Raw genomic sequence first — 25000 nt, forward strand, 5'->3', positions numbered from 1 at the left:
TCGTCAGATGGTTGGTGAGCTCACCATAAGTCACGGGTCTCTCACTTCTTGAACAGCGTGTCTGGAAAATTGGGACAGGTTGCGCCCCTAAGCAATTGCCGAGAAACCTCGATCCGCGACAGCCACGAGACGTAAGTCACGAGGCCCGGCGGTACGCATCCACCCAAAGGGGCATACGATTCTTACTCGTGAGTAAGAACTCGGTGAGCAAGCGGCTCAGCACTGCTTTTGCCCGCGCGCTAATGCAGCCTTTCCCCAGCCCGTCGCTAGTCCGGGCCAAGTTTGATGCAAGCTACGGCGCATCCGTCAAGGACAAGCGTGTCCTCATCACCGGCGCATCCTCGGGCATCGGCGAGGAAGCGGCGTATCAGTTCGGAAAGCTTGGCGCCAAGGTCATCGTGGTGGCCCGTCGCGAAGACCTGCTCAACGAGGTCGCCGCGCGTATCACCGCCGCCGGTGGCACCGCCGACGCCATCACCTGCGACCTGTCCGATCTGGATGCCATCGACAAGCTGGTGGAGACCGTGAACGAGCGCCATGGCGGCGTCGACATCCTGGTCAACAATGCAGGGCGTTCCATCCGGCGCAAAACCCACGAATCTCTGGACCGCTGGCATGACGCCGAGCGCACCATGCAGCTCAACTACTTCTCACCGCTGCGGCTTATCCGCGGTTTCGCCCCCGGCATGGTCGAGCGCCGCGGCGGGCACATCATCAACGTCGCCACCTGGGGTGTGCTCAACGACGTCGTTCCCCAGTTCGCCGTCTATAACGCCTCCAAGGCCGCGCTTTCGACGGTCAGCCGGATCGTCGACGCCGAATACGGCAAGTACAACGTGCACACCACCACGCTGTACTTCCCCCTGGTCCGCACCCCGATGATCGCGCCGACCGCGGAGTACACGAACGCGGCAGCGCTGACCTCCGCGGAAGCCGCCGAGTGGATGGTGCTGGCGGCAAGAACCCGGCCGGTGCGCATCGCCCCACGGTTCTCTGTGCTGGCCGCTGCAACCAACGCCGTGGCACCCTCGCTGGTGACAAAGGTCGCGGCTTCCGCGCGCGAAGCCCTCTAATATTCTCCATCCCCGTGGTAAACACGGGGATGGAGATTCTGTCCAGCCGAATATTGTTGCGGCCTAAGGACTATGACACGACCTTGGCGTTCTACCGAGACACGCTGGGGCTTGCCGTCGCGCGCGACTACGGGGCTGGCATGGTGTTTTTCGCGGGGCAATCCCTCATCGAGATCGCCGGACACGGCCGCACAGACGGCCACCCGGCGGTATTTCCGGGTGCGCTCTGGCTCCAGGTACGCGACGTATACGCAACCCAGACCGACCTCGAGAGCCGCGGGGCATCGATCACCCGTGCCGCGCAACAGGAACCGTGGGGCCTAGATGAAATGCATGTCGCCGCCCCCGATGGCGTCACGCTGATCTTCGTGCAGATACCGCCGGACCACCCTCTACGCAAAGACACCCGGCGGTAGCGCCCGCCGGGTGTCTTGTGAGATGCCGTGTTACTTCTTGAGGACCGTTACTTCTTGAGGAACGGGAAAAGGTCGACTCCCGTGTGGTGGATGATCGTGGTCCGGGTGATCCAGAGGATGGCAAGCACGACAACCGCACTCACCAGCGTGAAGAGCGCAAGCCCCAGGAACTTGACGGCCGGGTTGGGCGCCGTGACGGTGCCGTCGTCATTTGCCCCGCCCGAGCCCGTGGAGAAGGCGACCAAGCCTGCGGCGAAGACGGCGGGCAGGCCTGCACCGAGGATCAATCCCACGGCGAGCACCTTGAGGATGGATTCTGCGTAGTTCATCGAAGATTCCTTCTGTTCGCTGGGTTGATCAGACCGAAGCCGTGTCGGCGGTGGAGCCGGTCTTGTCCTTCGCGGGCGCCTGGGCCTCCACATCGCCACTGGCATCGACATCGAGCTCGCGGGCGTCGGCAGGCACGACCGAGTTGGTCGACTCGTCCCAATCGGCGTTGACGTTGCTTGAGTCAACCTTCTGCTGCTGCGCACGCCACCACATGTAGCCGGACAGTGCGACCAACACGGCGAAGATGACGATCGCGCCGACCAGCGGGGAGCTGACACCGGCCACAACGTGCGAGAGCCAGTAGGACAGCGCGCCAACGATTCCGGCGGCGGGCAGGGTGACCAGCCAAGCCAGCACCATGCGGCCGGCGACGGCCCAGCGCACCTCGGCGCCCGGCTTGCCCACACCGCTACCGAGGATGGAACCGGTCGCGACGTGGGTGGTCGACAGCGCCATACCCGCAGCGCTGGAGCTCAGGATGATGGCGGCCGAGGATGCCTCGGCAGCCAGGCCCTGGGGCGACTCGATCTCGACGAGGCCCTTGCCCAGGGTGCGGATGACGCGCCAACCGCCGAGGTAGGTGCCCAGGCCGATCGCGAGCGCGCAGCTGGCGATGATCCAGAACGGCAGCCCCTGCTCCTTGACGTTGCCGGTCAGATGGCCGGTCGTGATGAGCGCCAAGGCGATAACGCCCATGGTCTTCTGCGCATCGTTGGTGCCGTGCGACAGCGCGACGAGGGACGCGGTGGCGATCTGGCCCCAGCGGAAGCCCTCTTCCCGACGCTTCTTCACCACGTTGCGAGTAATGCGGTAGACCAGCCAGGTACCGGCCGCGGCCACCAGGCCCGCGATGAGCGGGGCCGCAACCGCGGGAATCAGCACCTTCTGGACGACACCGTTCCAGTTGACGCCCGCAGTGCCGATGGCCGCGAGTCCCGCGCCGATCAATCCGCCGAAGAGGGCGTGCGAGGAGCTGGACGGGATGCCGAACAGCCAAGTCAACAGGTTCCAGAGGATGCCGCCGATGAGGCCGGAGAAGATGATCGTCAGCCCAGTGGAGGCGTCGATCGACGGTAGTAGGTGGCCCGTCTTACTGTCCTGCACCTTGAGCACCGAGGTGGTGACGGTGAGGGCAACCTCGACGGACAGGAATGCACCGACGAGGTTGAGGACGCCTGCCAGCAGTACCGCGGTCTTGGGCTTCAACGCGCCCGTCGCGATGGACGTCGCCATGGCGTTACCGGTGTCGTGGAACCCATTGGTGAAGTCGAAGGCCAGTGCTGTTGCGATCAACAGCACCAGGATGATCATGGTTGCGTCCATGGCGCTAATTCTGGGGTAAAGGCCTTGACTTTGACCAGCTGATGACAATCAAAGTCCGTGCCCTGACCGGCCAGTTTGGTATTTCCCGCAAGGAGTTCATATTCCGTTAACCTTTCGGGTGCTGACTGTTAGGACTGCGCGCCGGTTTCCACGCTGATTGCGGCTAGTTTTTGTCTGGCGACAACACAAGCCATCCGCACTACCATCGCTAGCAGTCGCCATGTACCAGGACGGCCGCCCGTCCCCTGTCAGGAGTTAGAGGCCGTGAACGCATTTCTGAACAAGATCGTCACCTGGCTTCGGGCGGGATACCCCGAAGGCGTCCCGCCGCCCGACTATGTTCCCCTGCTGGCCCTGCTGGGGCGGCGTCTGAGTAATGACGAGGTCAAGACCGTGGCCAACGCGTTGATGACGCGTAGCGACTTCGACCATATCGACATCGGCGTGCTCATCACCCAGCTCACCGACGAGCTGCCGAGCGAGGACGATATCGAGCGGGTACGCCAGCGACTGGCCAAAAAGGGTTGGCCCCTTGATGATCCGCGTGAGCCCGCCGACCACGACGAGAACGGCTCCGATCAGGCCTCCGATCATCCGGCGTGACACATCTGCTGCGCGCCCTGCCCGTCCCCAGCGGGCAGACGATGCTCGGCCTGCTCCCCCGCCTCGCTGAGCTGCTGGACGGCCGCGGCGACGCCGTGCTGCCGGTGCCTGCCGATGACACCGATCAGGCACATTTCCTCGCCTCCGAACTGTCCGCCGACGAACCCATCGCCGAGGACGTCGCAGTGGTGGTGTCGACCTCCGGCACAACGGGAAAACCCAAGGGCGCCATGCTCACTGGCGGCGCCCTCGCTGCCAGTGGATGGGCTACGCACGCACGCCTGGGCGGTACCGGCCAATGGCTGCTCGCGCTGCCACCCCATCACATCGCCGGAATGCAGGTGCTGCTGCGCAGCATCCAGGCCGGAACCGAACCCGTGGTACTCGACGTCTCGGCCGGTTTCTCCGTACCCGACTTCGTGCGGGCGGCCGCCGAGATGACCGGGAATCGGCGGTATATCTCCTTAGTGGCAACACAATTGGTCAAGACCCTGGACGACCCGGCAGCATCGGAGGCACTTGCCTCCTTCGATGCGGTCCTCCTGGGCGGTGGTCCTCTACCCGCCCCTGTCGCCGTTCGGGCGGCCCAAGCGCGAGTCCCGGTGGTGCGGACCTACGGCATGAGCGAGACCTGTGGGGGATGCGTGTACGACGGCGTTGCCCTCAATGGCGTCGTGGTGCGCATCGGTCCGGAGGGGCGGATCAGCCTCGGCGGCACCACGGTGGCGGCCGGATATCGAAACATGCCCGACCACAAGTCTTTTGCGGACCCAGGGTGGTTCCACACCGATGACTTCGGCGAGTTCGACAACGGACGGCTACGAGTATTGGGACGGTTGGACGAGGCGATCGGCACCGGTGGGCTCACCGTGGTGCCCCAGGTGGTCGAGGCCGCTCTTGCCGCCCATCCGCTGGTCGCCGAGTGCGCGGTGTTCGGTGTGCCCGATGACCGACTCGGCCAGCGTGTCGCCGTCGCGGTGGTGCCGTCTCCGGAGGGCACTCCGACCCTCGATGATCTCCGGGCACATGTCACGGCCGCGCTCGATGGCACCGCTGCACCGCGTGAACTGCACGTCGTCGACGAACTACCCCGCCGCGGGATCGGGAAGCTGGACCGTCGCGCCCTCGTCAAACGCTTCTCTTGACCTCCAGTGCACTTGAGTTCATAGCGTTGCCCACCATGACACTCGAAAAGTTTGTCCTGGGTTCCGCGCCGCTGGTTCGGGACGGTGAACAGGAGATCGTGAGCACCGCGGCCGGAAACAAGACCGGATTGGTGATGGATGCCGACGCGACGGGTGGGGCGGTCAGCGTGCTCAGCATCTATCTGCCGAAGGGTGCCGACGGTGCGGCCCCGCACTTCCACACCCGGTCCACTGAGCTGTTCTACCTGGTGTCGGGGCGACTGGAAATTCTGGCGGGAGATCGTATCGAGGTTCTTGAACAAGGCGACACCCTGCTGGTTCCACGGCTCATGCCGCACGCCTTCGGCGCCACCGCCGATAGCGATGCGAGCATCTTCACGGTGTTGTCCCCCGGCGTGCAGCGCTTCGATTACTTTCGGCTACTTGACCGAATCGTCCACAACAAAGCCGATATCAGCGAGCTCGAGGCCGCACCCGAGATGTATGACAACCACTTCACCACGAGTCCGGTGTGGGCAGAGGGGCGCGGACTGTCGGCATTGGACGCCCGGTAGCGCAGCGGCTAGGCGGCCTCGACAACCGCCTTGATCCGGTTGAGGGTGGTCAGCATGTCACGCCGATTCCTCCGCCCGCGGGCCCAGCCCAGCAGCGCCCAGTAGACCCGTAGCGGCAATGTCGGTGTCAGTTCAAAGGATTCGCTCACATCGGTGGCATCGCCGACAGGCTCGAAACGATAGCGCCAGGTGTTGACGGTTTTGCCATTGGGCAACAGCACCGCGAACCCGAAGGCGCGGCCACGGTCGCATTCGACGACCCGGCACACAGTCGAATAGATCGGCCCTATTTCGTTGCGCTTGACGTGGCCACGAAAGCGCACACCGACCGCGGGGCCTGTGGCGCCGTCGAGCCACTCGGCCTGGAAAGTCTCCGGGCTGAATTTCCCCGTGTTGGTGATATCGCTGACCAGTTCCCAGATCTTGTCGGCGGGGGCTGCGATGTGCACGGTGACCGAATCACGCATGGGTTGACGGTACCCGCGATGAATCCTGGCGACGGGGCGGGTCTGTATCACCATGACCTTTACCTCGCATTTCGATCAGCGGTTCAGCGAGCCCGGCGCCTCCGCGCCTCCATGGAGCGACGTGTCGGCACTGCTGGCCACTGCCGAGCTGTATTGGATGACCACCGTCCGCGCGGATGGCAGCCCCCACATGACTCCACTCGTCGGCCTTTGGCAGGGGGACTCGTTCGCGTTCTGCACTGGCCCTACCGAGCAGAAGGCCCGCAATCTCGAATCGAACGGCAGCGTGGCCATTGCCACCGGTATCAGTACCTGGAATGACGGGCACGACATCGTCGTCGAGGGGACGGCCGAACGCGTCATCGACGCCGACACCCTGCAGAACCTCGCGGACGCCTACCTCCAAAAGTACGGCGAGGACTGGAAGTTCACCACGAGCGAGGGTGGGTTCGGCGAGGGCGACGAGTTCGCGATCGTGTTCACAGTGGTGCCGTCGAAGGTGCTGTCCTTCATGAAGAACCCGCACGGACAGACGCGTTACGTTCGCTAGGGCAGCTCGATCGGGAGTTTCACGCCGTCGTGTGCGCGGCAGTGTGCGCAGGAGTCGACGGATTCGGTGGCGGTGACGGCGGCGCGCACCAGCTCCTTGAATCCGCCGATGTTCCGCTCGAATTCCGCGAACACATCCACGGCTCGCACTCCCTGGCCGTGTTCGATACCGGCGTCCAGATCGGTGACCAAGGCTATTGCGGCGTAGCAGATTTCGAGTTCGCGGGCCAGCACAGCCTCGGGGTAGCCGGTCATGTTGACCAGAGTGAATCCCTGCGACGCGTACCACCGGCTTTCGGCGCGGGTCGAGAACCGCGGTCCCTGCACCACCACCATGGTCCCGCCGTCGACGGCACCGGGTTGCAGGGAGACAGCACGCAGCCCGGGGCAGTACGGGTCCGCGAACTCCACATGGATACCGCCGCTGTCGAAGTAGGTCTGCTCACGTCCGCTGGTGCGGTCCACCAGTTGATCGGGCACCACGATGGCGCCGGGACCCAGGTCCGGGGTCAGGCTGCCGACGGCGCACGGCGCGAAGACCCGGCGCACTCCCAGCGCACGCAAGGCCCACATGTTGGCGCGATAGGGCACGGTATGCGGCGAGAATTCGTGGCTGCGGCCATGCCGAGGCAGGAACGCCACCTCGCGCTCCCCAACCAGCCCGATCGTGATGGGTGCGCTGGGCGGACCGTACGGCGTCTCCGGGGTGACGCTCCGCACGGGTTTGTCGAAGAACGAGTAGAAGCCGCTACCACCAATCACCGCGAGCATCCCGATATTGTCGTTCAACGCTTCGGCTTGCGACCAGTTGGGGTGTGCGGCCGCACTGCACAAATAGTTAGTCGCCCAAATACCCGCAATAGTTCCCGACAAATTTCGGCTGCCAATTTCTCAATTTACCAAGCAATACATACGTAGTTGCCGCAACCGAATAGCAGAGCGAATACTCCCGCTCCTGGCGATCGCGTCGCAGGTGTATGAATTGCTGGTGGAAATTCAGACTTGCCCGCCGATAATGCCTCCGGCTCGCTGGCCTTGACGCGCCCCAGGTCGAGGCTACGGTGGGGAGATGAATTCGATTGGGCCTCAACTACATCGAAGACAGTTCCTGATAGCTACCGCAGCATCCGCCGGAGCCCTGGCACTCGCGTCATGTGCCGATCAGCCCGGGGAAGGAACGGCCCCCACGAAGGAGACAACCAGCGTGTATGAATTACCGAATCTGGACTGGGATTATTCAGCCCTGGAGCCGCATATTTCCGGCGAGATCAACCAACTCCACCACGACAAACACCATGCCGCATATGTCAAGGGCGCCAATGACGCCGTGGACCAGCTCGCCGAGGCTCGAGCGAAGGGCGACAACGCCACGATCCTGCTACTGGAAAAGAACCTCGCGTTCAATCTCGGCGGCCACGTGAACCACTCGATCTGGTGGAAAAATCTCTCCCCGAACGGCGGTGACAAACCGCAGGGCGACCTGGCTGCCGCGCTCGACCAGCAGTTCGGGAGCTTCGACAAGTTCCGCGGGCAGTTCTCCGCGGCTGCCAACGGTGTTCAGGGCTCGGGCTGGGCATGGCTCGGGTACGACACCCTCGGCAAGAAGCTGCTGACTTTCCAGATGTACGACCAACAGGCCAACGTGCCGTTCGGTACCGTCCCGCTCCTCGGCCTGGACGTCTTTGAGCATGCGTACTACCTGCAATACAAGAACGTGAAGGCCGACTACGTCAAGGCCTTCTGGAACGTGGTGAATTGGCCCGATGTACAGGCACGTTTTTCCGCGGCACTATCGAAGACACCTGGCTTGATCTTCCCGTAGCGAATGTTCGGACGCGGCCATGGCAGGATCGCCACATGGCCAGCGTCGCGCAATGGATCGAAGGTTCCCGCCCCCGCACCTGGCCCAACGCGCTGGCACCGGTGATCGCGGGCACGGGCGCCGCTGCGGCCGCCTGCTCGGCTGTGTGGTGGAAAGCCCTGCTGGCGTTGGCTGTATCGGTATGCATGATCATCGGCGTCAATTTCGCAAACGACTACTCCGACGGAATCCGCGGGACGGATGACGACCGGGTTGGTCCGCTGCGCCTCGTCGGTTCTCGGCTGGCGTCCCCGTCAGCGGTCAAGGCCGTCGCCATCGGGTTCCTGGCCCTGGGTGCGGCGGCAGGTTTGGCACTGGCCATCACGACCGCCTGGTGGCTGGTGGCGGTTGGTGTGGTGTGCGTCGCCGGCGCCTGGTTCTACACCGGTGGGTCGAAACCATACGGATACAGCGGTTTTGGCGAGATCGCCGTCTTCGTGTTCTTTGGCTTGGTGGCCGTTTTGGGCACCGAGTACGTGCAGATCCGGGCGGTCAGCCCCATCGGCGTGGCGCTGGCGGTGGCGATCGGCAGCTTCTCCAGCGCGGTACTGGTCGTCAATAACCTGCGGGACATTCCCACCGATCGCGAATCAGGGAAGATCACGTTGGCCGTCAGGTTGGGCGATGCGCGCACCCGGATCCTGTTCCCGGCACTGCTTAGCGTCCCGATCCTGGTCAGCATCGGCCTGGGCGTCCGTCACCCGTGGTACCTACTGGGCCTCGTGATGCTGCCCCTGATGGTCAAGGCGGCTCGTCCGGTGGTCACTAAAGCCCAAGGGCCAGCGCTGATCCCGACGCTGCGTGACACCGGACTCGCCATGCTCGGCTGGGCGGTTCTCACCGCCTCCGCGCTGGCCTGGTTGAGCTAAGCGCCCGAGGGCCGCTACGAAAAGTTCTTACAGACAACGCCAGTGTTTTGGCATGTAACACCGGTGTGGTCGGGTGCGCTCACCCATCCGCCCCCTTGTGTGTAGCCCGGAGGTAGATCTGAGCGATTCGGGTTACCGGTGGCATCGCAAAATATCCAGCTGTTCTGGCACGCATGTCCCTGGCCCTGGGGAAGCGTTCCCCAGCCGCTGTTGCCATCCCTGCCGGGCTGCTGATTGGTGAATGACTGACGCGAACCATCTCCCACGCCCGGTCCGGGTATTGGCGGCTCGATCGGGCCCGCCAGCGATTCCCCTACCGCCGGCTCGCGCAGAACACTGACGCCCTGCACCCCGAGTCCATAGAGCGGTAGAGCTAACAGCGCCGTACAACAAAGAATGTTTCTTGCCTTGGTAAGTGCATACATATCGACTCCGTGAGGTCCGCGTATTCAGGTGCGGCCCCCGGTAACCCACTGCCAACGAAAGCGCTAGGCGCCACTTGTATGTCACTCACAGTACACCTTTTGTTCATTTTAATTCAATCTGAAGTTAATGGATGCGGAACCCCTACCCCGGAAGGGGTATGCGTGCCGCGATGGGGGTCCAACCGCCCGCTACCTGGACCGGAAGCTCGGCAAGGCGATGGCCGCACGAAGGGACCGCCGCCATCGGCAGATTCTGACGAGGGCTGCAGCCAATGACCTGTTGACCATGGAACACCCCAGTGGTAAAAGGTGATTCGAGCGCCTCGTGGCCAGTCGAAGCGTGCCTCAGGCCTCGCGATTTCAACGTCATAAATTCGCTCACGACAAGACCGATGCCCGTCTCCGCTAATGCGATATGTCCTCGGCCCTGCCCCAGCTCCGCCAGTCGTCGAAGCCGCTAAGCGGCCTGATCGAGCAGACCGACCACAGCCTGCCGCAGTTCATCGGCAGGCACGCGCTCGGTGATGACGGCCAATGCCACCGGGTCGCAGCCGCGCAGGATGCCCAGCACCATGTGCTCACACCCGATCCAATTGTCTTTGTGTGCAATGGCTTCCCGCAGCGCCAGCTCCAGGCATTTCTTGGCCGACGAGTTGAACGGGATCATGCCGAACGGACGCCAGCCACGGATACGCCCCTTACGACGCCCCGACTGTTCGAAGGCCTTGTCGAACGCCTGCGGGCCAAAGACTTTCGAGACGCTGTCGCGCACCTGGGAAAGGTCGATGCCAATCGCCTTGAGCGCCTGCGCGTCCTCGTCATCCAACGGCGGTTCCTGCGCACCTGCGCGCAGCCGGTCGCGGACGGTGTCGGCCGTCAGGCCGTATCCACCCAATAACGCGGTCAGCGACTCACCGGCACTCTCCAACACACCGACCAGGACATGCTCGGCGCCGATGCGGGATTCGTCCATCTCGCGGGCTTCTTCCTGCGACAGCACCACAGCGACCTTCGCCGACTTCTGGAACTTCTCGAACATGGCTGCTCACTTCCTCGCGCGGTTGTATTTCTGATGCACTGCCTGGCGGCTCACTTCGAGCGCCTCGGCGATGGCCTGCCAGCTCCAGCCCTGGCCGCGGGCGTTGGCGACGTGGATCGCCTCCAGTCGTTCGCACAGGCGCCGCAGGGCCTGCACTGCCCGCAGGCCCACGGCCGGATCGGTACTGCTGATGGCGTCGTCCAGATCAGCAGTCGGGAGATCGCTCATGTCTGTCAACATAGATTGACATCCCAGATGTGTCAAGGAAAGTTGACACGTCAAGGTGCGCGTCGACACGCCCGTTTACGGCGGAAATAAGCGACACGAATCCGCCACAAGGCGGAGTGTCGGCGAGAACTAGTCTTTCGGCTTCTCGCCGCGCAACCGCGCCTGCAGGTCGGCACGCTCGGCACGGCGCCGCTCGTCGACGACGGCAATGCTTGCGGTCACCCGACGGCGCAGCGGTGCGAACACCGCCATACCCAACGGCAGCGCGATGATCAACGCGAACAAGATCGCGACCGCCAACGGGAAGTCCGCGTAGCCAATGAGCCGGGCCACCCCGAAAATGACGAGCGTCAAGACGACCGCGAGACCCAACCGCGCCAGGGTGTACAACGCGATATCCATAGCGAGCCGGCTCCCCGGCGACCGTTCAGCCACGTCACCACCCTATCGTTGCCAAAACGCAGACGTTGGCCGCGCGTATATTCGGAGTTAGTTGTTCAGGAGGCTCTTGTGTATTACGTGCTCATCGCGGCTGTGCTCGCGGCGCTGATCTATGCGGGTTGGCGGATCAGCCAATCCGTCCCGACCCGTCCGCAGACCCGCGTCACCGGCCCCGACGACGACCCCGAATTCCTCTGGCGCATCAGCAGGGACGATCCGTCCGAACACTGAAGTTGTGCGGCGAGCGGCCGCACCACTAGCGACTAGCCCCGGAACGTCTGCTGCTGCTGGCGTTGCGTGCCGGTGAATCCCTGCGCCACAACGGCGGCCAACTCGATGAGCGAGCGACGCGTCGCGGGCCGCAGCCGGTCCAGGCTGATCTCGGCGCCCTCTTCCAAGTGCGGATCGAATGGCACCAACCGCACTGCACGGCACCGACGCGAGAAGTGGTCGACGACCTTCTGCATATCGACCTTGCCCGAACGCGGGCGCACCGCGTTGATGACGGCAACAGATCGGCGCACCAGCTCCCGGTGCCCATGCGCATCGAGCCAGTCAAGGGTCGCCGAAGCGCTGCGCGCACCGTCCACCGACCCGGAGCTGATGACGACCAGCGTGTCGGCCTGCTCCAGCACCGACGACATCGCCGAGTGCATGAGTCCGGTACCGCAGTCGGTGAGCACCACGCTGTAGAACTTTTCCAAGATCTCCAGGGTGCGCGAGTAGTCCTCGGCGCTGAAGGCTTCCGATACCGCCGGATCGCTCTCCGACGCAAGCACCTCCAGACGGCTCGGCCCCTGCGAGGTGTAGCTGCGGACATCGCTGTAGCGCTGGATCGAGTTCGCGTCACGCAGCAGGTGACGCACCGTCGCCGGCGTCTCCAGCGGCACCTTCTGGCTCAGCGTTCCGCGGTCCGGGTTCGCGTCGACGGCGATCACCCGATCACCGCGGATCGACGCGAAGGTCGAGCCGAGAGTGGCAGTGACGGTTGTCTTGCCGACGCCGCCCTTGAGGCTCAGCAGGGCGATCTTGTAGCAGCCCTGCAGTGGCTGGTTCACCTGGGCGACGAGGTCGTTTTCCTCGGTCTTCTTGGTGCCCTCGCCGAGGTTGACCGTCCCGAACGACGCGCGGTATACGGTCTTTCGCCAACCGGCGGACGGCGCCGGCTTATGCGGGCGCAGCAGTGCCGAGGTGGACAGGTCACGCGAGGAGGGCGGCAGCTCGGGTCGAACCTGGGCGCCGATACCGGTCTGCTGGCCGCCGACCGGGGTGTAGTACCGAGAGCCACTGACAGGAGGCTGCTGGGCCTGCTGCGGGATACCCGTTGCGGGGGTGTCGCTACCCCAGCGATCGGCCGTGAAGGGAGTCGGCGCGGCCTGCTGCTCACCGATATCGCTGAATCGGTTGTCGGCTCTAAAGCCACCCGGGCCACCGGACGATCCGGCCGCACCGATCGCGGTGGGATCGGTGATCTCTTGCGCTCCCGACGGGGTGAAGTCCAGCGGTGCGAACGAGCCGCCGAGCGTGTTCAGCGAAGGTACCGAGGGATCGTGCCCGCCCAGGCCGGCGATGTCCTGCTGTGGCGCGAACGGGTCCTGGAACGGGATCGCCTGGAACTGCTGCGTCATCTCATGAGGCTGCTGCGGCACGCCCTGGCCGTACATCACGGGCTGCGCCGGTTCCTGCGCTGCCCATGGCGGAGCCGTGGGCCCGCCGTGCGCCTCGTCGGCGTACGGCGACGGCCCATCCGGCGCGCGGTGCGCGGGATAGTCAGACATCGATCCCCCAATGCATTGGTCGGATGTGCAGCTCGAGTTCGGAGAGCACTAGGTTCGCACCCTATCGCAGGTGTGATGGGCCCATCCGGCGGAACAGTCCCCCAGACTTCACGCCTAGTTCACGCCGGCGTACGAGTGCAGACCGACCGTCACCAGATTGACGAAGAAGAGGTTGAACACCATCGCGATGAATCCGGCGACGTTGATCCATGCCGCCTTCCTGTCTCGCCAGCCGGCCGTCGATCGTGCGTGCAGGTAGGCGGCGTAGATAACCCAGGCGATGAAGGAGACCGTCTCTTTGGGGTCCCAGGCCCAGAATCGGCCCCACGCCTCCTCGGCCCAGATCGCACCGAAGATCACGCCGAACCCGAAGATGGGGAATCCGAAGATGGTGGTCCGATACGCCAACCGGTCGAGCGTCTGGGCGTCGGGCAGCCGCCGGACCATCGTTCTGATGAGCGACTCGCGCGAAGAAGCTTCGGCATCGTCCGGGAAGTACATCTTGACCAAGAACAAGATGCTCGCCACGCCGGCGACCAGGAAAACACCCGACCCGAGGCTGACCACCGACACGTGAATGGGCAGCCAGTACGACTGCAACGCCGGCATCACCGGTGCGGCATAGGTATAGAGGTACCGGCCCGACACCGTGAGCAGGATCAGCACCGGAATCAGCACAAACACCCACAGCGCACGATTGGATCTCTTACGCAGCACCACCCCCGCCGTGATCAAGCCGCAGGCGCAGGTCAGGTTGATGAACTCATACATGTTGCCCCAGGGCACCCGGGTGGTAGCGAGCCCGCGCAACACGATGCACACCAGCAGCAGTCCGATGCCCAGGTAGACAAGCGCCAACCCGGCGCCGCCGACCCGCTCACCGAGGGGGCGTTTGCCCTTCGGCACCACCAGACCCGGCCGATTTTCGTCGGCGGACACCACTTCGCCGCCCGAGCTGACGAGCTCCCGCTGGGCGGTCTTGCTGCTCTGCCGGTACGCCAGCTCGATGGCCAACAGCACCAGCGCACCGACCATCACCACGATCGCGGAGGTGAAGGCGTAGTCGGAAAACCTGGCCAGATTCACGTCGATATCGGTCGAATTCATTCGGCATCCTCATCTGTGTGGCCGTTCCCGGCTGCGACGACGGGCAGACCGTCAAGACAGCGGTCGCACAACCGCTCGAACTCATCGCCCCAGCCGGAGCTGTCGGTACGCGCCAGCCCTCCGAGCTCGATGTTTACCGTACCCGCGACCGCGCCGGGAGTAAGCCGAGCCCAGACACGACGGCGCTTGATGATGAGCGACACCACGAGGCCCGCCATCATGGTCAGCGCGAAGATCAGCACCCACAGTTGAGCGGGGTCACGTGACACCTGCAGGTTCACGAAGTTGACGGCGCCTTCGAACCTGATGATGGTGCCGTCGTTCAGCTTGACCGACTGCCCCGGCAGCAAGTTGGCGCGGGCCACCTGGTTTAGCCGCTTCTGTTCGATCATCCGGGGGTCGAGCTCGAAGATCGACTGGGCACGGCCCGAGTCCAGCCCGGTGTCACCGCGGTAGATGTTGATGGCCACCGCCGGCTTACGCATCTCCGGGAAGCTGGACGAAAGCAAGGTGCCGTGCAGCTGCTCCGTGGGTGCGAACAGTCCTTGAATGGCGATCTGGTTCTTGCGACGCACGTTGGGATCCGGATATGTCCCGGCCGGCGGATCAATCCGCACGGCACCCGAGGACAGCAGCGTCCTCGGGTCGTCAGGGCGCCACTGGATGGTCTCGCTGCGCTTACGGCCGTCCGGGAAAGTCACCGTGAAGGTGGGTGCGTATCCGTAGCCGAGCAGGTAGACGCGGTTGCCATCGACGCGCAGCGGGTGGTTCATCTCCAGCCGATAGGGCCGCCAGTTGTTGGCCTGCAGGTCGCTGGCGGCTTGGTACTCGATATTGGATTCAAATGAATGTGCTTGTCCCGACGCCAAATATGTCGCTTTGAAATCTTTGACCTTGACGCAGACGGGGTCCAGGCTGGTGCCGTCGACGGTGTTGCCCGCCCGGAACGAGTCAAAGGCGGCGGGCGATGACGAACAGAATCCCGGACCGTTGTTGGCGATGACGATGACATTGCCCTCGTATCCGAACAGCTTGCCGACGGCGAACGCGACGAGCAGGCCCACCAATGAGAGGTGGAAAACCAGGTTCCCGAACTCGCGCAGGTAGCCCTTTTCGGCCGATATTTCGGTTATCTCGCCGTTCTGACCGGTGGTCTTGCGCCAACCCTTGAGGTGGCCGTCGATGATTGCGGCAACAGCGGACTGGTCGGCCCGCACGGTGCTCTTCGTATTCTTGGGCAGGCGCCCCAGATTTCGTGGCACCGGAACCGGCTGCGCGCGAAGCGCCTTGGCGTGTTCCACGGTCCGCGGGATGATGCATCCGACCAGCGAGATGAACAGCAGCACGTAGATCGCCGTGAACCAGAAGCTGGAAAACACGTCGAAGGCCTGTACTCGGTCGAGCCAGGGGCCCAGGGTGGAGTGCTCCACCAGGTACTCGTCGACCTTGGCTTCGTTGAGTGCACGCTGCGGCAGCATCGCACCGGGTATCGCACCGAGAGCAAGCAATACGAGGAGCGCCAGCGCGGTGCCCATGGAGGTCAGACCGCGCCAGGTGTTCCGCGCGAAGGCCAGAATCCTTCTCATCAGATGGGCAACCTCGCGTCGGTGACGAATGAGTCACGCACCCAGGCAACGAAGTCCGCCCACACTCCGGTCACCAAGGCTATTCCGACCACCAGCAGTGCAATACCGCCGATGACCTGGATGGTGCGGGCGTGCCGCCGCAGCCACTCCAAACCGCGCACCGCGCGCGCCGATCCAAAGGCCAGCAGCAGGAACGGGATGCCCAGCCCAAGGCAGTACGCGATCACCAACGCGATCCCGCGGGCCACATCGGCGCCCTCGGTGGCCGATGCCACCGCGATGACCCCGGTCAAGGTGGGGCCCAGACAGGGCGTCCACCCGAGCGCGAACACCGCGCCCAGCAGCGGCGCACCGGCCACTGTGGAGAGGCGGCGGGGCGTGAACCGGATATCGCGCTGCAGCGCCGGGACCAGACCGATGAACACCAGTCCCATCGCAATCGTGATGACGCCGCCGATACGTTGCAGCAGAACCTGATTGGTGATGAGCGTGGTCGTCATGCCCATCACGGCCACCGTGCCCAGTAGGAACACCGCGGTGAATCCGGCCACAAACAACAGTGCGGATCCGGTGATTCGCAGCCGTGCGCCGCGTCCGCCGTCCTCATCATCAGCACCCACCGCGGCCGCGAGATAGGACAGGTACCCGGGCACCAGCGGGATCACACACGGCGAGGCGAACGACACCAGCCCGGCCAGTGCACAGGCACCCAGCGCCAGCAGCAGCGGTCCACTGGTCGCCACCTCCTGGAAAGAGGAGCCGGCGTCGGCGAGAATCACTTCATTTCTCCTGCAGGCTCTTTCGCAACACGTTCGACGACAGGCAGCAGATCCTCGGTGAGTAGCTCACGCAGGAACACTGCGGCCACGCGGTGCTGACGATCCAGCACCAGGGTGGCCGGGATGGCCCCGGTGGGGAACTTCTTGCCGAACGCGATAAGCGTGCGCATCGGTGGGTCATAGATTGACGGATACGGAACCTTGCGGTCGGCCACGAAGTCCTGTGCCTTGGTGATCTCGTTGTCCCGGACGTTGATGCCCAAGAATTCGACGGGGAGCTCCGCACCCTGCGCATGGGTGGCCTTGTAGACGTCTCCCAGGGCCGAGAACTCCGAACGACACGGACCGCACCACTGCCCCCACACATTGAGGACGACGGCCTTTCCGCTGAAATCGTTGAGCGACAGCGTCTTTGTGGGATCCAGGAGGCTTGGCCCTTCGATGGGGCCGGGCGTCTTCCGCGTCTCGGGCGGGTCGTAGAAGATATCGGTCTTACCGCCCGGTGAGACGAATTGGAACTGCCCGCCGCGCGCGACCGCGTCATCACCGGTGGAACACGCGGTGATGAGCAGTACCAGCGCGGCCATCGCCGCGACCACACGTCGCACCGACTACCCCGCCGGTTCCGAGTACACGACGTCGACGAAATCCGGCCCCTCGAACACCAGCGAGGTGAGCGACGCGACATTGCACTGGCGCTTGCGCGGGTCATGCCACAGTCGCTTGTCGAGCAGATACTGGCGCGCGGTCCACACCGGCAGCTGATGGCTCACGCACACCGCTTCGGCACCCTCGGCGCGGGTGCGGGCGCGGTCGATCGCCGCCGTCATCCGGTGGGCGATATCGCTGTACGACTCTCCCCAAGACGGGGTGAACGGGTCCCGCAGCTTCCACCAGTTACGGGGGTCACGCAATGCGCCGTCACCCACCGACACCCGCATACCCTCGAAGGAGTTCCCGGCCTCGATGAGGTCCTCGTCGGTGACGATGGTGAGCCCGTGAGCTTCGGCGATGGGCGTGGCGGTCTGCTGGGCACGTAACAGCGGTGAGGCGACTACGGCGGTGATCTTGTTATCCACCAACGATTTCGCCACCGTCGCGGCCTGCGCCTGGCCCTTTTCCGACAACCGGAAATTTGGCAGCCGGCCGTACAGAATTCCTTCAGGGTTGTGTACCTCGCCATGGCGCATCAAATGAACGATGGTGCGGGTCATCGGGTTTCTTACCTCTCCTCAACAGAGGCCGCGGCTCGGGCAGCGGCAGGCAAAGCGTCGGCGATACGGTCGAACGCCTCGTCATCGAGGGCGGTTGAAACGAACCAGGTCTCGAACGCACTCGCCGGCAGATACACGCCACGGCTCAGCAGCGCATGGAAAAACGCGGGGTACCGCCACGTTTCCGTCGCCTTCGCGGTCTGAAAATCGTGCACCGGCTCGGCACCGAAGAAGACGCTGAACATGTTGCCGGCCCGGCTGATCTGATGTGGAACACCCTCGGCGTCCAGCGATGCGGTGAGCAGCGCGATGATCGCGTCAGCGTTACGGTCAAGCGTCTCATACGCTTTGGCGTCTGCAGCACGTAACGAGGCCAGCCCTGCGGCGACCGCGATTGGATTGCCGGACAGCGTGCCGGCCTGGTACACCGGCCCCAGCGGCGCCAGGCGCTCCATGATGTCGGCGCGGCCACCGAAAGCCGCAGCCGGCAGACCACCGCTCATCACCTTGCCAAAGGTGTACAGATCGCCAGGCACCTGTTCGACCCCGAACCAGCCGGATCGGCTGACCCGGAAGCCCGTCATGACCTCGTCCATGATGAGCAGTGCGCCATGGTCTTCGGCGATGCGGCGCAGCCCTGCGTTGAAATTCGGGGCCGGGGCCACGGTGCCCATATTGCCTGCGGCGGCCTCGGTGATGACCGCGGCGATCTGGTCACCCTGCTCGGCGAATGCGCGAGCCACTGCGCCGATATCGTTGTAGGGCAACACGATTGTGTCAGCAGCCGCAGCGCCGGTGACACCGGGCGTTGAGGGTAGCGCCAGGGTGGCGACCCCCGATCCGGCGTCGACAAGCAGCGCGTCCACGTGGCCGTGATAGCAGCCGGCGAACTTGATGATCTTGGGCCGTCCGGTGAATCCGCGTGCCAGGCGCACCGCGCTCATGGTGGCCTCGGTGCCGGAGTTGACCAGACGCACCCGCTCCACCGGTGCCACGCGGTCGATGATCTCCCGCGCCAGCTCGATCTCCCCCGCGGTGGGGGCGCCATAGGACGTACCGCTTAGCGCGGCCTCCCGGATGGCATCCACGACCGCCGGGTGAGCATGCCCCAAGATCATCGGGCCCCACGAGCAGACCAGGTCGACGTATCGGTTGTCGTCGACATCGGTGAGCCAGCACCCGGAGCCCGATCTAATGAACGGCGGCGTACCGCCTACCGCGGCGAAGGCACGCACCGGCGAATTCACACCACCGGGGATGACGGCGGAGGCCTCGGCGAACAGTCGCGCAGAGTTAGGCAGCGATGAGGACGCGTCAGGCACGGCATCCAGTGTCTCAGCAGCCGCCAAATCGTCCACTACAGGGTGTAGTGGAGGGGCACGTGTCACCCTGGCATCCCAGCGCGGAGTGGTGAAACCAAGCTGATGATGAGTGCCCGCGCGTCGCTAGTCAGATTCTGGGTGTAGACGCGTGCTTATCCAATCAGCAACCTCAAGTGCGAGTTTCGCCAGATCCAGTGCCTTGCGTGGCGTTAGACCCTCGTTCTGACCGTGCGAGATTCCATTGCGGCGGTTGACAAGTAGCCCCAGCTCACGCGAGCGAAAGTTATCGCCTTCTTGGAAGAGGACATCTAGCTCATTGCCCCATTCTTGGTTGAGCATTCGAAGCCGCTGAACAAGTATCTCCGGACGCGGATTGCGACCTTTGAAAAGTCCTCCACGGACGTATCCTGCAATGTTTGGGTGTGACTTCGATTTCGCATACTGCGCTACGCACTCGTCAAACGTGAACTCGACGTGCCCGCATGAGCGGACGGCGAGGAACCTCGCCAGCGACGCCCTGATCTCGTCATCTGTATCTGCAGGTAGCTGGTCGATCGTGTCTCGAAGCTGTGTCAGCCGTCGTCTGCTCTGGTAGACCTCATGAGGAGGCCATGCACCCTCCCAAGCCATCAGACTTCGGAAAAGGCGAGGGTCGCTGCAGCAAGTCGAGTATGGACCGACTCTTCCGACGACGTACCAGTAGTCATCGTCTTATCAAGGGCTTCGTCTTGCCGAATCCGCTCAACAGCCGACGTGACCATGTCTGGGGTGAAATCGCGCTGCCGCACAGCCCGCATCAAACCAATGAACACGGCGTCAGTCTGTGCGACATTGATCTGACGTGCCCGTCGCCGAAGTGCGCTCGTACCCGGGCCCTCGTTAATTAGGCGTGCTGCACGCGCGAACAAGTCTTCTGCTTCATCAACGATCAGAGCTGCGTCGACGCGGTTCGAGCTGACGAAATGGTTCAAGAACCTCTTGAGCGGTCTGACATATTCGTCGGCGCCGCAGTAGAGAGCGATGATGCGTAAGACCAGCTCTTGATCCCGAAGTCTCGGTGATGTATTGCCATAGAGCGAGCGCCAGTCGGGATTGTGGTTGAGGTTGTGGAGACGATCGATCAGCGGTCCCGCGTAGAGCGCCACGCGGATCTCGTGTGCCGTGAGCTGGGTACCGCCCGAATTCAGACGCTCGAAAATCTGGTAAAGCGCCTCTTGCGACTCCGGTGAACCATCAGTGTCTACGATCGTCGCATTGATATATGTGTTGTCAATGAGGCGCCGCTGCTCCTCGGAGAGGTTTGAATACTTCAATCCGCGGTATGCGCGTGAAACGTTATGCAGAACAAATGGACGGTCTTGGTGTGATCCGTCATAGAAGCGTTGCAAAGTCCGCAACCGTTGTTGACCGTCAAGAATAAGGTAGCGTTTGTCTGGTTGGCGGACCAGAAGAATACCCGGGATCGGATAACCAAGTAGAAGCGATTCGATAAATCGATCCATCTGAGGTTTGTTCCAGACGAACCCTCTTTGAAACCCGGCCGTGGTGATTCGATCGTCGTCGTGACCGAACTTTGGCACAAGCATGTCTTCGCGGTCCAGCCGGCGAACCAGCCCATCTACATCGAAGTCCTGGCCTGAGTACGAAACCTTGTAGGACTCAGGAGAGGCCTCGTCTAGCTCCTCGACCTCGTTCTCAGAAAGACCTTCATCATCTGTTAGATCGCCCGGCTCGAGCGGAATCTCATCTTCCTCATCACCTGACGTCACGGGGCGAACTTACCCGCAACCAGGTTGGCTAGTCACCTTTGAGCACAAACAGACTCGCTTGCGCCGCCAGTATTCGCCGGACTTCCTCGATTGCGTTCAGGTCGCCTTCGACTGCTTCAGACAAGTGACTCGACGCAGAGCTTCCAATCGCGCAATGTAGGCGGCTCGACCAGCTTGGTATGCAGGCGCCGGGACTATTCAACCGTCCACTACAGGGTGTAGTGGATCAGGCAGGTGTCAGCGCGAAAGTGGGGTGATCGGCGTCCTCGGGCAGCTTGGCGAAGTAACCATCGACCACCTTTCCGGCTTTCGGCTTGTAGGCGGCGATGATGGACGCGCGGTCGGCCACCGGGACCTCGGCGGCCGTGTATACCGTGCTGGCGCCCTTGACCGTCAGCGTCACCTGCGGGTTGGCCCGGATGTTCTTGACCCATTGGCTCTCGCCGCGGGTGGATACCAGGTACTTGACGCCAGCGACGTCGACAGTGGCCACGGGGATCTGCTGCGACTCTCCGCTGACCCGCTTGGTGATCGTGAGCGTCTCACCGATATTGGCGGCCATGGCCACCCGGTTGAAGATGTTCTTCACGAACCATGGGGGCTTGAGGTATGCCATGAATCACAGTTTGATGGGGGCATGCAAATACCGCAATCGGTCGCACGTATCAACAAGTACGTCACCAACCCCATCCAGCGGTTGTGGGCGGGCTGGGCACCGAGCTTCGCGATCATCGAGCACAAGGGCCGCAAGTCCGGCAAGGACTTCCGGACACCCGTCACGGCGTTCCTAACGCCTGACGGCGTTGCCATCCTGCTGACTTATGGCCCGGACCGCGACTGGCTCAAGAACCTGCAAGCCGCCGGAGGCGGGAAGGTTGTGCGCCGAGGCAAGACACACACCGTGGTCAACCCCCGGGTCGTCAACCGGGATGAGGCCGCGACGCTGGTGAAGAGCCGCACGTTCGGGAAACTCCCGTTCGAGCAGGCCGTACTGCTGACCTACGCCTAACTTCCATCCCGCGAGCAGACACGTATTGCACACAGATCGCAGGTCGAGCGTGCAATACATGTCTGCTCGCGAGGGGAAACGCGAGAGCGCCTACCAGATCTTCACGAACTTGCCCGGCGCGTTCACCATGGGATCGCCTGACAAACAGCCGAAATCGGCGGCGAACGGTGCGACATTCAGCACCACACCGTTGACGCGTAACGCGGCCGGAGAGTGCGGATCGCTGGCCAGCTGCGTGATGGCGTCCTCGGGTCGTTGCTTGTCACGCCAGATCCTGGCGTAGTTCAGGAAGAACCGCTGCTTGGCGTTGAATCCGACAATGCCGCTGAGCGTGTCCCCGCCGCCCTTCTTGGCCAGTTCGGCGACCAGCGCGTCATAGGCGGTGTTGATACCGCCGAGATCGGCGATGTTCTCCCCCAAGGTGAGCTTGCCGTCGACGTGCAGCTCGGGACGGCCCGGAATCGGCGCGTAGGCGTTGAACTGCTCCACCAGCCGGTTGGCACGCTTCTCGAACTCCTCTCGATCGTTCGGCGTCCACCAATTGACCCGGTTGCCCTCACCGTCGAACTGGCTGCCCTCGTCGTCGAACGCATGGGTGAACTCGTGACCGATCACCGCACCGATACCGCCGTAGTTGAACGCGGGATCACCCTTGGCGTCATAGAACGGTGCCTGCAGGATCGCGGCGGGAATGGTGATGCTGTTCTCTGTGGGGTCGTACTGAGCGTTGACCGTCTGCGGCGTCATCCCCCACAGCGACCTGTCGGTGGGGTGCCCGATCTTGCCCATGTCGAAGTCATGGTTGAACTTCAGCGCCGTGGCCCGGTCGGCGTAGAAGTTATCGCCTGCCAGCTTCAGCTTCGAGTAGTCCCGATTTTTATCGGGGAACCCCACCTTGAGGATCAGCTTGTCCCACTTGCCCTTTGCGGCAAGTTTGGTCTGCGGGCTCATCCAGTCGACGGCCTCGATGCGTTTGCGCAACGCCTCCTTGACGTTGCCCACCACTTCGGTGGCGGCGTGCTTGGCGCGATCGCTGAACATCCGGTCGACGTACAACTGTCCCAGCGCGGGACCCACCAGCTTGTTGACGATCTCAACGCCCTGCTCCCAGCGCTGCCGCTGTGCCGTGGTTCCGGTAAGCGCCGACTTGTACTTGAAGGCGTTGTCCCGGAATGCCTTCGACAACGCGTCAGCCGACCGATGTACCGCATGGAACGTCAGGTACGACTTCCAGGTGTCCACGTCAGTGGTGGCGAGCAGCCGATCGAACGTCGTGAAGAACTCGGTCTCGGCCAGCGAGAACGGCCTGGCGGGCGGAGCTCCGAGCGCCTTCAGGTAGGCGCCCCATTCGAAATGCGGTGTCACCGCGTCGGCCTGCTCGACGGTCACCAGCTTGTACTGATTGGCCGGATCGCGTCGCTGCACCGGGCTTAACGTCGCGGCGGCCAATCCCGATTCAAGCGAGGCCACCTGCTCTGCACGAACCTTGGCGGCCCCCTGGTCCGCTCCGATCAATCCGAAGGTCGACGTGATGTACGAACGGTAGGCATCGAACACGGTCGCGTACTTCGGATCGGTGTAGTAGTCCTTGGCGGGCATGCCCAGCGCGTCGGCGGTGGCGTAGCCGATCTGCTCGGTGGCGTTGGCGTAGTCCGCACCCGCCGTGAAATCGAACACCAAATGCTGTCCGGTGGCTCCATCGGCGGCCAGAAATGCCGCGAGCTCCTCGGGTGACGTGATCTGCTCGATCGCGGCGAGCGTTGGCCGGATGGGGTCATATCCCGCGGAGTCCAGCTTCGCGTCATCGGTGGCAGCCCGATAGAGGACACCGACCTGATAGTTGACGGACTCATGGTCGGCGGTCCCGAGCCCCGAGACCGCACCATCGAGGATCTCGTGCTGAACCTTGCGGGACTCATCGGCCAGCATGTCGAAGCTGCCATAGCTGGACTTGTCCGCGGGGATGGTGGCCTGCTCGACCCACTTGGCGTTCACAAACCCGTTGAGGTCGGCACACGCGGCAAAACGCATGCTCAGCTGAGCGTTGTCGAACGTCGGAACGGGAGCGTTCGACGCCACCGGGGCGGTCGGCTGGTCTCGGGTACACCCTGAGATGGACATGGCCAGCACTAATGCCGCCACACCGGCGGATCGACTTACACGCATGCCCACCATTTTGCCCATCTACGCCGCCGCGTCGAGCATCACGTCGATGAGCCGCGTGCGCGAAGAGGATCCAGCACCTGTGGCGGGTTTCACTGAGAGTAGGAATTGGTTCGACTGGCTAACGGTCGTACGCTGGCACGAGTGCCGGTGCAGGAGATGTTTTTCGTCGCGCTTGCCGCTTTCGGTGCCGGCGCAATCAACGTGGTCGCCGGGTCGGGCACCCTCATCACCTTCCCCACGCTCATCGCGTTCGGCTATCCACCGGTGGTCGCGACGATGTCCAATGCCGTCGGGCTGACGGTCGGCAGCATGACGGGCGTCTGGGGATACCGCCGCGAACTGTCCGGACAATGGTCGCGACTCAAATGGCAGATACCCGCGGTGCTGCTCGGCGCACTCATCGGTTCGTTCCTGCTGCTGCACCTACCCGAGAAGACGTTCGTCACCATCGTGCCGATACTGCTGATCCTGGCGCTTGTTCTGGTGGTGGTCGGGCCGCGTATTCAGGCGTGGGCGCGAAAGCGTTCTGAAGCGCAGGGCCTGGACGCCGACCATGTCCCTCCGGGCCGTATGGCCGCGCTCACCGGAGGCAACTTTCTTGTCGGGATCTACGGCGGGTACTTCACCGCTGCCCAAGGAATCATGCAGATCGCGGTGATGGGCGCTCTACTGCCTGAATCCATGCAGCGGATGAACGCCGCCAAGAATGTGCTCGCAATGGTCACGAATATTGTTGCGGCTCTTGCCTATACGATCGTCGCCTTCGACCGGGTGAGCTGGACCGTGGCGGGAATCATCGCGGTTGGTTCGTTTGCCGGCGGTCTGGCGGGTGCACGCTGGGGGCGCAGGCTCTCGCCCGGCGCGCTCCGCGTGGTGATCGTGGCGGTGGGCCTGATCGGCCTGTGGCGCTTGCTTTTCTGAGCGTCGACACGCCGTCCTGTGGCGAC

General features: G+C 63.5%; 29 protein-coding genes. 11 read left to right on the forward strand and 18 right to left on the reverse strand.

Annotation, left to right across the window (positions count from 1 at the left end; genetic code table 11):
* The first annotated feature begins 188 nt into the window (after positions 1-188).
* Complete coding sequence (locus tag AB0H22_RS04050; protein ID WP_180748798.1) at positions 189-1073, forward strand: SDR family oxidoreductase; 885 nt, start codon at positions 189-191, stop codon at positions 1071-1073.
* A 29-nt stretch (positions 1074-1102) separates the two neighbouring features.
* A complete protein-coding gene (locus AB0H22_RS04055; protein WP_358146049.1) occupies positions 1103-1489 on the forward strand; it encodes a VOC family protein in 387 nt (128 codons plus the stop codon).
* Between the two features lie 47 nt (positions 1490-1536).
* Here AB0H22_RS04055 and AB0H22_RS04060 read toward each other — a convergent pair whose 3' ends face one another.
* Both AB0H22_RS04060 and AB0H22_RS04065 read right to left on the reverse strand, forming a co-directional pair.
* A complete protein-coding gene (locus AB0H22_RS04060; RefSeq protein ID WP_180748799.1) occupies positions 1537-1818 on the reverse strand; it encodes a hypothetical protein in 282 nt (93 codons plus the stop codon).
* Positions 1819-1846: 28 nt separating this feature from the next.
* Entirely contained in the window at positions 1847-3142 is a 1296-nt protein-coding gene (locus AB0H22_RS04065) for an inorganic phosphate transporter (protein WP_180748800.1), read from the reverse strand.
* A 264-nt stretch (positions 3143-3406) separates the two neighbouring features.
* On the opposite strand from AB0H22_RS04065, the gene AB0H22_RS04070 reads away from it, so the two are divergent.
* The 3 genes from AB0H22_RS04070 to AB0H22_RS04080 are packed head-to-tail and all read left to right on the forward strand — an operon-like array spanning position 3407 to position 5444.
* Positions 3407-3745: a DUF3349 domain-containing protein gene (locus AB0H22_RS04070; RefSeq protein WP_180748801.1), complete on the forward strand. Its 339-nt coding sequence runs from the start codon at positions 3407-3409 to the stop codon at positions 3743-3745.
* Entirely contained in the window at positions 3742-4890 is a 1149-nt protein-coding gene (gene menE / locus AB0H22_RS04075; protein ID WP_180748802.1) for an o-succinylbenzoate--CoA ligase, read from the forward strand. Before AB0H22_RS04070 ends, menE begins: the two co-directional genes overlap by 4 nt.
* A 35-nt stretch (positions 4891-4925) precedes the next feature.
* Positions 4926-5444, forward strand: coding sequence for a cupin domain-containing protein (locus tag AB0H22_RS04080; RefSeq protein ID WP_358144959.1), 519 nt, complete (start codon positions 4926-4928; stop codon positions 5442-5444).
* Between the two features lie 8 nt (positions 5445-5452).
* Here AB0H22_RS04080 and AB0H22_RS04085 read toward each other — a convergent pair whose 3' ends face one another.
* Positions 5453-5911 carry an SRPBCC family protein gene (locus tag AB0H22_RS04085; RefSeq protein WP_180748804.1) on the reverse strand — a complete coding sequence of 153 codons (459 nt, stop codon included), beginning with the start codon at positions 5909-5911 and terminating at the stop codon, positions 5453-5455.
* A gap of 52 nt (positions 5912-5963) precedes the next feature.
* On the opposite strand from AB0H22_RS04085, the gene AB0H22_RS04090 reads away from it, so the two are divergent.
* Positions 5964-6461, forward strand: a complete 498-nt coding sequence (locus AB0H22_RS04090; RefSeq protein WP_358144961.1) for a pyridoxamine 5'-phosphate oxidase family protein — start codon at positions 5964-5966, stop codon at positions 6459-6461.
* Here AB0H22_RS04090 and AB0H22_RS04095 read toward each other — a convergent pair.
* A complete protein-coding gene (locus tag AB0H22_RS04095) occupies positions 6458-7231 on the reverse strand; it encodes an S-methyl-5'-thioadenosine phosphorylase (protein ID WP_180749725.1) in 774 nt (257 codons plus the stop codon). The genes AB0H22_RS04090 and AB0H22_RS04095 overlap by 4 nt on opposite strands.
* A gap of 433 nt (positions 7232-7664) precedes the next feature.
* On the opposite strand from AB0H22_RS04095, the gene AB0H22_RS04100 reads away from it, so the two are divergent.
* Together AB0H22_RS04100 and AB0H22_RS04105 are read left to right on the forward strand one after the other, a co-directional pair.
* A complete protein-coding gene (locus tag AB0H22_RS04100; protein WP_358144963.1) occupies positions 7665-8282 on the forward strand; it encodes a superoxide dismutase in 618 nt (205 codons plus the stop codon).
* A gap of 35 nt (positions 8283-8317) precedes the next feature.
* The gene (locus tag AB0H22_RS04105; protein WP_180748807.1) at positions 8318-9190 is read left to right on the forward strand and encodes a 1,4-dihydroxy-2-naphthoate polyprenyltransferase; all 873 of its coding nucleotides are present in this window, start codon (positions 8318-8320) and stop codon (positions 9188-9190) included.
* Positions 9191-10072: 882 nt separating this feature from the next.
* Here the strand turns inward: AB0H22_RS04105 and AB0H22_RS04110 are convergent.
* From AB0H22_RS04110 to AB0H22_RS04120, 3 genes are all read right to left on the reverse strand, one after another.
* Positions 10073-10654 carry a Clp protease N-terminal domain-containing protein gene (locus AB0H22_RS04110; protein ID WP_180748808.1) on the reverse strand — a complete coding sequence of 194 codons (582 nt, stop codon included), beginning with the start codon at positions 10652-10654 and terminating at the stop codon, positions 10073-10075.
* 6 nt (positions 10655-10660) lie between these two features.
* Positions 10661-10882, reverse strand: a complete 222-nt coding sequence (locus AB0H22_RS04115) for a sigma-70 family RNA polymerase sigma factor (RefSeq protein WP_180748809.1) — start codon at positions 10880-10882, stop codon at positions 10661-10663.
* A 129-nt stretch (positions 10883-11011) separates the two neighbouring features.
* Positions 11012-11317: a DUF4229 domain-containing protein gene (locus tag AB0H22_RS04120; protein WP_180748810.1), complete on the reverse strand. Its 306-nt coding sequence runs from the start codon at positions 11315-11317 to the stop codon at positions 11012-11014.
* Positions 11318-11392: 75 nt separating this feature from the next.
* Here AB0H22_RS04120 and AB0H22_RS04125 point away from each other — a divergent pair, with 75 nt between their 5' ends.
* Positions 11393-11554, forward strand: a complete 162-nt coding sequence (locus tag AB0H22_RS04125; protein WP_180748811.1) for a hypothetical protein — start codon at positions 11393-11395, stop codon at positions 11552-11554.
* A gap of 32 nt (positions 11555-11586) precedes the next feature.
* Here the strand turns inward: AB0H22_RS04125 and AB0H22_RS04130 are convergent, their stop codons facing one another.
* From AB0H22_RS04130 to AB0H22_RS04175, 10 genes are all read right to left on the reverse strand, one after another.
* Positions 11587-12987, reverse strand: coding sequence for a MinD/ParA family protein (locus AB0H22_RS04130; protein WP_180749726.1), 1401 nt, complete (start codon positions 12985-12987; stop codon positions 11587-11589).
* 228 nt (positions 12988-13215) lie between these two features.
* Positions 13216-14208: a c-type cytochrome biogenesis protein CcsB gene (gene ccsB, locus AB0H22_RS04135; protein WP_358144966.1), complete on the reverse strand. Its 993-nt coding sequence runs from the start codon at positions 14206-14208 to the stop codon at positions 13216-13218.
* Positions 14205-15794, reverse strand: a complete 1590-nt coding sequence (locus tag AB0H22_RS04140; protein WP_358144968.1) for a cytochrome c biogenesis protein ResB — start codon at positions 15792-15794, stop codon at positions 14205-14207. The genes ccsB and AB0H22_RS04140 overlap by 4 nt, the downstream gene beginning before the upstream one ends.
* Positions 15794-16573: a cytochrome c biogenesis CcdA family protein gene (locus tag AB0H22_RS04145; RefSeq protein ID WP_180748814.1), complete on the reverse strand. Its 780-nt coding sequence runs from the start codon at positions 16571-16573 to the stop codon at positions 15794-15796. Before AB0H22_RS04145 ends, AB0H22_RS04140 begins: the two co-directional genes overlap by 1 nt.
* The gene (locus tag AB0H22_RS04150; protein ID WP_358144970.1) at positions 16570-17181 is read right to left on the reverse strand and encodes a TlpA disulfide reductase family protein; all 612 of its coding nucleotides are present in this window, start codon (positions 17179-17181) and stop codon (positions 16570-16572) included. The genes AB0H22_RS04145 and AB0H22_RS04150 overlap by 4 nt, the downstream gene beginning before the upstream one ends.
* A 3-nt stretch (positions 17182-17184) precedes the next feature.
* The gene (locus tag AB0H22_RS04155) at positions 17185-17787 is read right to left on the reverse strand and encodes a histidine phosphatase family protein (RefSeq protein ID WP_180748816.1); all 603 of its coding nucleotides are present in this window, start codon (positions 17785-17787) and stop codon (positions 17185-17187) included.
* Positions 17788-17795: 8 nt separating this feature from the next.
* The gene (hemL, locus tag AB0H22_RS04160) at positions 17796-19118 is read right to left on the reverse strand and encodes a glutamate-1-semialdehyde 2,1-aminomutase (RefSeq protein WP_219602830.1); all 1323 of its coding nucleotides are present in this window, start codon (positions 19116-19118) and stop codon (positions 17796-17798) included.
* A gap of 114 nt (positions 19119-19232) precedes the next feature.
* Complete coding sequence (locus AB0H22_RS04165) at positions 19233-19739, reverse strand: HEPN domain-containing protein (protein WP_358144972.1); 507 nt, start codon at positions 19737-19739, stop codon at positions 19233-19235.
* Positions 19739-20878 (reverse strand): DUF262 domain-containing protein, encoded by a 1140-nt coding sequence (locus tag AB0H22_RS04170; protein ID WP_358144974.1) that lies wholly within the window; start codon positions 20876-20878, stop codon positions 19739-19741. Before AB0H22_RS04170 ends, AB0H22_RS04165 begins: the two co-directional genes overlap by 1 nt.
* A gap of 226 nt (positions 20879-21104) precedes the next feature.
* Positions 21105-21494, reverse strand: coding sequence for a nitroreductase/quinone reductase family protein (locus tag AB0H22_RS04175; RefSeq protein ID WP_358144976.1), 390 nt, complete (start codon positions 21492-21494; stop codon positions 21105-21107).
* Between the two features lie 21 nt (positions 21495-21515).
* Between AB0H22_RS04175 and AB0H22_RS04180 the strand changes: the two genes are divergently transcribed.
* Positions 21516-21887 carry a nitroreductase family deazaflavin-dependent oxidoreductase gene (locus AB0H22_RS04180; RefSeq protein WP_358144978.1) on the forward strand — a complete coding sequence of 124 codons (372 nt, stop codon included), beginning with the start codon at positions 21516-21518 and terminating at the stop codon, positions 21885-21887.
* A 90-nt stretch (positions 21888-21977) separates the two neighbouring features.
* On the opposite strand, the gene AB0H22_RS04185 is transcribed toward AB0H22_RS04180, so the two are convergent.
* Positions 21978-24062 carry a M13 family metallopeptidase gene (locus tag AB0H22_RS04185; RefSeq protein ID WP_358144980.1) on the reverse strand — a complete coding sequence of 695 codons (2085 nt, stop codon included), beginning with the start codon at positions 24060-24062 and terminating at the stop codon, positions 21978-21980.
* 132 nt (positions 24063-24194) lie between these two features.
* Here AB0H22_RS04185 and AB0H22_RS04190 point away from each other — a divergent pair, with 132 nt between their 5' ends.
* Complete coding sequence (locus AB0H22_RS04190) at positions 24195-24974, forward strand: sulfite exporter TauE/SafE family protein (protein WP_180748820.1); 780 nt, start codon at positions 24195-24197, stop codon at positions 24972-24974.
* Positions 24975-25000: the final 26 nt, after the last annotated feature.

Origin of the sequence: Mycobacterium sp. NPDC050853, assembly GCF_040653875.1 — a bacterium.
GTDB lineage: Bacteria > Actinomycetota > Actinomycetes > Mycobacteriales > Mycobacteriaceae > Mycobacterium.

Coding starts and splice junctions, on each gene's coding strand:
- AB0H22_RS04155 (WP_180748816.1), bottom strand. CDS start 17,787: ATGACCCGCACCATCGTTCATTTGATGCGCCATGGCGAGGTACACAAC.
- AB0H22_RS04185 (WP_358144980.1), bottom strand. CDS start 24,062: ATGGTGGGCATGCGTGTAAGTCGATCCGCCGGTGTGGCGGCATTAGTG.
- AB0H22_RS04065 (WP_180748800.1), bottom strand. CDS start 3,142: ATGGACGCAACCATGATCATCCTGGTGCTGTTGATCGCAACAGCACTG.
- AB0H22_RS04130 (WP_180749726.1), bottom strand. CDS start 12,987: ATGTACGGCCAGGGCGTGCCGCAGCAGCCTCATGAGATGACGCAGCAG.
- AB0H22_RS04115 (WP_180748809.1), bottom strand. CDS start 10,882: ATGAGCGATCTCCCGACTGCTGATCTGGACGACGCCATCAGCAGTACC.
- AB0H22_RS04140 (WP_358144968.1), bottom strand. CDS start 15,794: ATGAGAAGGATTCTGGCCTTCGCGCGGAACACCTGGCGCGGTCTGACC.
- AB0H22_RS04090 (WP_358144961.1), top strand. CDS start 5,964: ATGACCTTTACCTCGCATTTCGATCAGCGGTTCAGCGAGCCCGGCGCC.
- ccsB (WP_358144966.1), bottom strand. CDS start 14,208: ATGAATTCGACCGATATCGACGTGAATCTGGCCAGGTTTTCCGACTAC.
- AB0H22_RS04175 (WP_358144976.1), bottom strand. CDS start 21,494: ATGGCATACCTCAAGCCCCCATGGTTCGTGAAGAACATCTTCAACCGG.
- AB0H22_RS04055 (WP_358146049.1), top strand. CDS start 1,103: ATGGAGATTCTGTCCAGCCGAATATTGTTGCGGCCTAAGGACTATGAC.
- AB0H22_RS04095 (WP_180749725.1), bottom strand. CDS start 7,231: ATGCTCGCGGTGATTGGTGGTAGCGGCTTCTACTCGTTCTTCGACAAA.
- AB0H22_RS04180 (WP_358144978.1), top strand. CDS start 21,516: ATGCAAATACCGCAATCGGTCGCACGTATCAACAAGTACGTCACCAAC.
- AB0H22_RS04165 (WP_358144972.1), bottom strand. CDS start 19,739: ATGGCTTGGGAGGGTGCATGGCCTCCTCATGAGGTCTACCAGAGCAGA.
- AB0H22_RS04110 (WP_180748808.1), bottom strand. CDS start 10,654: ATGTTCGAGAAGTTCCAGAAGTCGGCGAAGGTCGCTGTGGTGCTGTCG.
- AB0H22_RS04080 (WP_358144959.1), top strand. CDS start 4,926: ATGACACTCGAAAAGTTTGTCCTGGGTTCCGCGCCGCTGGTTCGGGAC.
- AB0H22_RS04105 (WP_180748807.1), top strand. CDS start 8,318: ATGGCCAGCGTCGCGCAATGGATCGAAGGTTCCCGCCCCCGCACCTGG.
- AB0H22_RS04085 (WP_180748804.1), bottom strand. CDS start 5,911: ATGCGTGATTCGGTCACCGTGCACATCGCAGCCCCCGCCGACAAGATC.
- AB0H22_RS04060 (WP_180748799.1), bottom strand. CDS start 1,818: ATGAACTACGCAGAATCCATCCTCAAGGTGCTCGCCGTGGGATTGATC.